Below are 5,770 nucleotides of genomic sequence, written 5' to 3'. Positions count from 1 at the left end.
CTGCACGCGCACGCCGCGCGCCGCCAGGGTGGCGGCCGCGTCCTGCGGCCACTTGTGCCAGCAGCGGCGCCAGCGCGATGCGTTCCGGATGCTCGAGGCGCTGCTGCTTTTCCACGCGGACCAGGGCCAGCAACTTGTCGATCAACTGCCGCTGGCGCGCGTTCTGCTCCAGGATGCTGGCGAGGAACTGGCGCCGTTCGGCCGGCGGCATGTCTTCCTGCAGCAGTTCGGCCGAGGCCTGGATGGCGGCGATCGGACTTTTCAATTCATGCGCCAGGGTATGCATCAGCTGCTCCACATACTCCTTGCCTTCGAGGCGGATGCGCATGGCTTCCAGCGCCCGCCCCAGCGTGCCGAACTCATTGCTGCCCAGCGCCGGCAATGCCACCTTGCGCCCCGCCTCCACCTCGCCGATATAGCGCATCAGCTTGCCCAGCGCGTGGTGCAACCACCAGGCAAAGCCCAGGCCGATCAGCAGTGACAGCAACAGCAGCACGGCGCCGCGCTGCAGGATCTTGCGCTGGCTGCGTTCGACGAAGGCTTGCACGCTGGCATTCGGCTTGGCCACCGTCAGCACGCCGATCACCTCGCCGCCGTCGCGGATGGGAGCGGCCACGTGCATGACCGTCGACATCTCGTCGTCCGCCACGCTGCGCGTGCTGCGCGCGCCATATTTCCCCTGCAGGGTCAGGTAGACGTCGTTCCAGCGCGAATAATCGCGCCCCACGTCGCGCCCGCTGGAATCGAACAGCACGATGCCGCGCCGGTCCGTAATATAGATGCGGTAATCGAGGGTCTGCTTGCGCACGCCATTGATATTGATATCGACGCCGTGGCGCGCGTAATCCTGCATGCGGGCCAGCACCGCCGAATTGGCCAGCGTGCCGGCGCGCAGGTCGGGCGCCACCAGGTTGGCCAGCAGCTGCGAGGTATCGACCAGGGTATCTTCCAGGGTCGAGCGCACGCCCGGCTTGACCTGCTCCATGAACACATTCAGCAGGAACCAGGCGGCCAGCCCGACGATCAGGAAGTAGCCGAGCAGGATACGCAGGCCGATCTTCATGCGCCGGCCAGGCTGTAGCCAAGGCCACGGTGGGTATGAATGGGATCGGTCTGCGCATCGACGGCGCGCAGCTTGGCGCGCAGCGATTTCACGTGCGCATCGACGGTGCGGTCGAGCGTATCAGGCGCCCCGCTCCACACGCGCTGCATCAGCTGCGCGCGCGACAGCACGTGGCCAGGATGCTCGAGCAGGGTTTTCAGCAGCAGGTATTCATAGCGGGTCAGCTCGAGCGGCTGGCCGTGGAACAGCACCCGCGCCTCCAGCGCGCGCAGCTCGAAGCGCGCCGGCGTTGATGCTGGCTCGGCGGGGGCGGCTATCGTCATGCCAGCCTCGCGCGGCGCTGGCGCGGCGCCCGCGCGGCGCAAAATGACGCGGATGCGCGCCACCAGCTCGCGCGGTGAAAACGGCTTCGTGACGTAATCGTCGGCGCCGATTTCCAGGCCCACGATGCGGTCGATCTCGTCGCTGCGGGCCGTCAGGAAAATCACCGGCACGTCGGAAAACTGGCGCAGGCGGCGGCACACCTCCAGGCCGCTCATGTCGGGCAAGCCCACGTCCAGCACCACCAGTACAGGCATGGCTGCGGCGCCGCCAGGGCCGGCACGCAGCGCGGCCAGCGCCTGTTCGCCCAGCATCACGTGCTGCGGCGTGAAGCCATCCGTGCGCAGCGCATAGGCGATGCTGTCGGCAATCGCCTGCTCATCTTCCACCAGCAGGATGGTCTTGCTCATACGCCAGCTGCCTCGATCAAATCACACTGGCCAATGGAATCAATAGTCATCAGATTAGTTATAAAAAAGAGTACTTAAAAAGATATTTATGGCTGTAAAATAACATTGACGGATAAAAAACCGCCGTCTTACCCAGGCAGGATTTCAGCGATGACCATCGCTGACTGCCTTTTTCCCCGACCAGCAACACGGCACCCAAGGATTCCCATGCGCACACCACTCCGAGTTTACCTGCCCGTCTTGTTTCTCCTGGCCGCTCTCAACACCAATACGGCTGCGGCCACCCCCGTCAGCCCGACCGTCAAAAGCGCCACTGCTTCGATCAGCAATATCGAATATAAACTCAAGGATCTCGCACCGAATGATGGCATTACGCCGGAATTGCGTCTCGACCTGTCGAAGACCTATACCGACAGCCGGAGCCACATCTCATCCTATGAAAAGTTTCCCGAGATCGAGGATCGCGCGTTTTCGCAGCACAGCGCCGGCCTCGACGGTGCCGAGAACGCCATCAACCTGAACAGGGGCACAGCGCAATTCTACCGCTCCGGCGGCACCCTGGGAGGAGGTAGTTCGGCCGCCTTCCTCGGGGTTCCGGGCGACACGTTCAGCAGTACCTCGTTCTACACCGCATTCTCGCTCGCGCCGCGCACTTCAGTCACCTTCACCGGGCATATATCGCTTTCCATCGATGTCGATGGCGGCGTCTTCGGCCACCCGCTGAGCGGCGACTACGCAGCCGCCACCACCAGCATTCGCCTGGGACGCGATTACCCCGGATACACCGACAGCTTCGAGCACCTTGGCAGCAAGCTCGGCACGTGGAAGGATAGCTGGACGCTGGAACAGGACTTCTCCCTCACCTTCAGCAATACGGGAAGCGTCTGGTTGAGTGACATCGGTTTCATGGCATACCAAGGTGTCAATCTGAAACAGTATCAAATGTGGCCAGCGCCTGTCCCTGAGCCGCACACCTACGCCATGCTGGGTTTGGGCATATGCCTGCTAGGCACAGTGATCCGACGCCAGCGCCGTGGCAAGCTGCACGGCAAGTCCGGCACCCAGGCACGCTAAGGCCCAAGCCGCCGCGGCGCTCAGTACCCGCAGAAAAAGTCCAGGCGGGCGCGCAAACTGATGTACGATGAGCGACAGCTTGACTCCACACAGATACCTGTTTAATGACTATCGAGGAGACCATGAAAAGCCCTGCCATCACCTTGCTGTGCATCGCCGGCCTGCTGGCCGCCTGCACGACGCCCGTGTCGCTCACCACCACCTCCAACGAACATTACGATGCCTGCAACGCCGCCGAGCTGAAAGGCCAGCTGGGCGAAGCGGAACTGGCATGCGTGCAGGCGCTGCGCACAGCCGAGAAGGCCGGCGCCAGCGCGGAAATCCTCTCGCAGCGCCAATACAACCTGGGCCGCATCAAGCGCCTGCAAGGCAAGAATACGGAAGCCGAAGCGCTGTACCGGCAAGCGCTGGCCACGGAGGAGTCGGCAGAACCGCGCAGCGATGCGCGCGTCGGCCGGCGCCTGGTGGAACTGGCCTCGGCGCTGTCGGCGCAAGGCAAGTGGCAGGAGGGCAGCGGCTACCTGGAACGCGCCCTGCCCCTGCTGCCGAAACTGTCGCCAGCGTCGCGCACGTATTCGGCCGAGGTATTGCGGCAGTATGCGAAACAGCTGCAGGGCGGCCCGCAGGCGGCGCTGGGCCAGCGGTTCGCGGCCGTGGCCGCCGGCCTGCCGTAAAGGCGGCAAGCGGCCACGACGCCCCTGCGCCGCCGCCCGGCCGCAGGGGCATCCACGCGGCCCAGCTTATTGCCGGGCCACGTGGATGCTGGCCTTGATGTGCTTGAGGTGCGCGACGATGGTGAAGGTCATGACCACCAGCAGCGACCATGAACTCCATTTGCTGACGTGCACCGCCGACCAGGCGCCAAGCTGGTTCGGATAGCGCCACACGCCCCAGAAGGTGCTGATGTTTTCGGCCAGCCAGATAAAGAATCCGACCAGCACAAAACCCAGCAGCAAGGGCATGCTGCGGTCGCGGTCGAGCGGGCGGAACACGACGGTGGTGCGCGCGTACAAGCCCAGCGCGCAGGCCGCCAGGTACCAGCGGTAGTCGCCGATGTAGTGGTGGGTGAAGAAGTTGGCGTAGATCAGCAGCGCGATCAGCACCGCCATCCAGTACGGCGGATGGTGGCGGATGCGCATGTCGAGCAGGCGCCAGGTCTGGATGATGTAGCTGCCGACGGCCGCATACATGAAGCCGGAAAACAGGGGCACGCCAAACACCTTGGTGTAGGCGAAGTCGGGATAGCTCCACGACTGGATCGAACCCGACACCTTGAACACCTCCAGCGCGAAGCCAACCGCATGAAACAGGCTGATGGCCTTCAATTCATCCCACGTTTCCAGCCCGCTCCAGAGCATGGCGCCCTGAATCGCCAGCGCCGCCAGCAGCAGCACGTCATAACGCGGCAGGCCGAGCAGGCCGGTGCGCGGCACCAGGAAGACGGCGGCAAAAAACAGCCCAACGAACAGGCACGCCCTCGCCTCCTTGATGCCGAAATACAAAAATTCCGTGAGAAAGCGCGGCCAGCCCCGCAAGCGGCTACGCGGCGCGGCATTTAACAGATGGGCATCGAGGGCATTGAGCATGCCGCAACTTTATCGACGTGCCGCGGCACTGTAAAGCACTATTGCAGGCGTATGCTTGCCAGTAGCAGTGGGATGGCGGCCGGGCGCGCATGGGCGGTCTCAGGGGACGAAACGCGCAGCAGACAGGGAGCGGACAAGGCCGCGCGCAGAACGCGGGCACCAAAAGCAATGGGGCCGGGCGCGTTCGCGATTGCGAACAGGCCCGGCCCCATCATCAGGCAGCGGGACACCCCGCCGGCCTGTTAAAAACGATTACTGCAGTTTGATTTCGACATCAACACCAGCTGGCAGGTCCAGCTTCATCAGCGCGTCAACGGTTTTGTCCGTTGGGTCAACGATGTCCATCAGGCGTTGGTGCGTACGGATCTCGAACTGATCGCGCGAAGTTTTGTTGACGTGCGGGGAACGCAGCACGTCGAAACGCTGAATACGGGTAGGCAGTGGTACTGGGCCTTTGACGACAGCGCCGGTGCGCTTCGCGGTTTCAACGATTTCCAGAGCGGACTGGTCGATCAGCTTGTAATCGAAAGCCTTCAGGCGGATACGGATTTTTTGGTTTGGTGCCGACATGATATTTCCTTAAAAGAACGAACCGCGCGGTGTGCACGGCAATGAGGTCATACGGGAATTTCTGACGCAACAACCGTCAGGGTCGACATGATAGCACCAAAATGCTTGCCAACCCCGGCAGTTGAATAAAAAGAAGGGCGCCGGGCGACGACGCGTCTTCTTTTATATCTGCTTAATAATTAAGCAATGATTTTTGCAACAACACCAGCGCCGACGGTACGGCCGCCTTCGCGGATAGCGAAGCGCAGACCTTCTTCCATCGCGATCGGGTTGATCAGCTTGACGGTGATCGACACGTTATCGCCTGGCATGACCATTTCTTTGTCTGCTGGCAACTCGATCGAACCAGTCACGTCCGTCGTGCGGAAGTAGAACTGTGGACGGTAGTTGTTGAAGAATGGCGTATGACGGCCGCCTTCGTCTTTCGACAGAACATAGATCTCGCCGGTGAAGTGGGCGTGTGGCTTGATCGAGCCTGGCTTCGCCAGAACTTGACCACGTTGCACGTCTTCACGCTTGGTGCCGCGCAGCAGCAGACCAACGTTGTCGCCAGCTTGACCTTGGTCCAGCAGCTTGCGGAACATTTCCACGCCGGTGCAAGTCGTTTTGACGGTATCGGTGATACCATCCCGTGCGAGCGCTACATGAATGGCGTGCGCTACCAGCCGGGCACGCTGCCACCGCTGGCCGCCGGCACGCACGGTGTCGCGCGCTGACGGCACGCCGCATCTGGCGCCACAATGCAA

The 5,770-nt window shown here is 62.5% G+C and carries 7 protein-coding genes; 2 read left to right on the top strand and 5 right to left on the bottom strand.

Going from position 1 to position 5,770, the window contains the following annotated elements:
• Positions 1–1,063 (bottom strand): two-component system sensor histidine kinase CreC (gene creC, locus JaAD80_RS28435; protein WP_102299522.1); only part of this gene is annotated, 1,063 nt, incomplete at its 3' end.
• Positions 1,060–1,794: a two-component system response regulator CreB gene (creB, locus tag JaAD80_RS28430; RefSeq protein ID WP_102299521.1), complete on the bottom strand. Its 735-nt coding sequence runs from the start codon at positions 1,792–1,794 to the stop codon at positions 1,060–1,062. The genes creC and creB, both read right to left, overlap by 4 nt.
• A gap of 207 nt (positions 1,795–2,001) precedes the next feature.
• Between creB and JaAD80_RS28425 the strand changes: the two genes are divergently transcribed.
• On the top strand, positions 2,002–2,868 hold the full coding sequence (locus JaAD80_RS28425) for a PEP-CTERM sorting domain-containing protein (protein ID WP_180979644.1): 867 nt from the start codon (positions 2,002–2,004) through the stop codon (positions 2,866–2,868).
• A gap of 122 nt (positions 2,869–2,990) precedes the next feature.
• Positions 2,991–3,542, top strand: coding sequence for a tetratricopeptide repeat protein (locus tag JaAD80_RS28420; protein ID WP_180979643.1), 552 nt, complete (start codon positions 2,991–2,993; stop codon positions 3,540–3,542).
• 66 nt (positions 3,543–3,608) lie between these two features.
• Here the strand turns inward: JaAD80_RS28420 and JaAD80_RS28415 are convergent, their stop codons facing one another.
• From JaAD80_RS28415 to JaAD80_RS28405, 3 genes are all read right to left on the bottom strand, one after another.
• Positions 3,609–4,454 carry a DUF817 domain-containing protein gene (locus JaAD80_RS28415; protein ID WP_102299517.1) on the bottom strand — a complete coding sequence of 282 codons (846 nt, stop codon included), beginning with the start codon at positions 4,452–4,454 and terminating at the stop codon, positions 3,609–3,611.
• Between the two features lie 252 nt (positions 4,455–4,706).
• Entirely contained in the window at positions 4,707–5,024 is a 318-nt protein-coding gene (gene rpsJ, locus JaAD80_RS28410; RefSeq protein WP_010394389.1) for a 30S ribosomal protein S10, read from the bottom strand.
• Positions 5,025–5,203: 179 nt separating this feature from the next.
• Positions 5,204–5,770 (bottom strand): EF-Tu/IF-2/RF-3 family GTPase (locus tag JaAD80_RS28405; protein ID WP_258003236.1); only part of this gene is annotated, 567 nt, incomplete at its 5' end.

This window comes from Janthinobacterium sp. AD80 (assembly GCF_002878455.1).
GTDB lineage: Bacteria > Pseudomonadota > Gammaproteobacteria > Burkholderiales > Burkholderiaceae_D > Janthinobacterium.
Note: the sequence above shows the minus strand (reverse complement) of the source record. Positions and strands in the feature narration are given on the sequence as shown.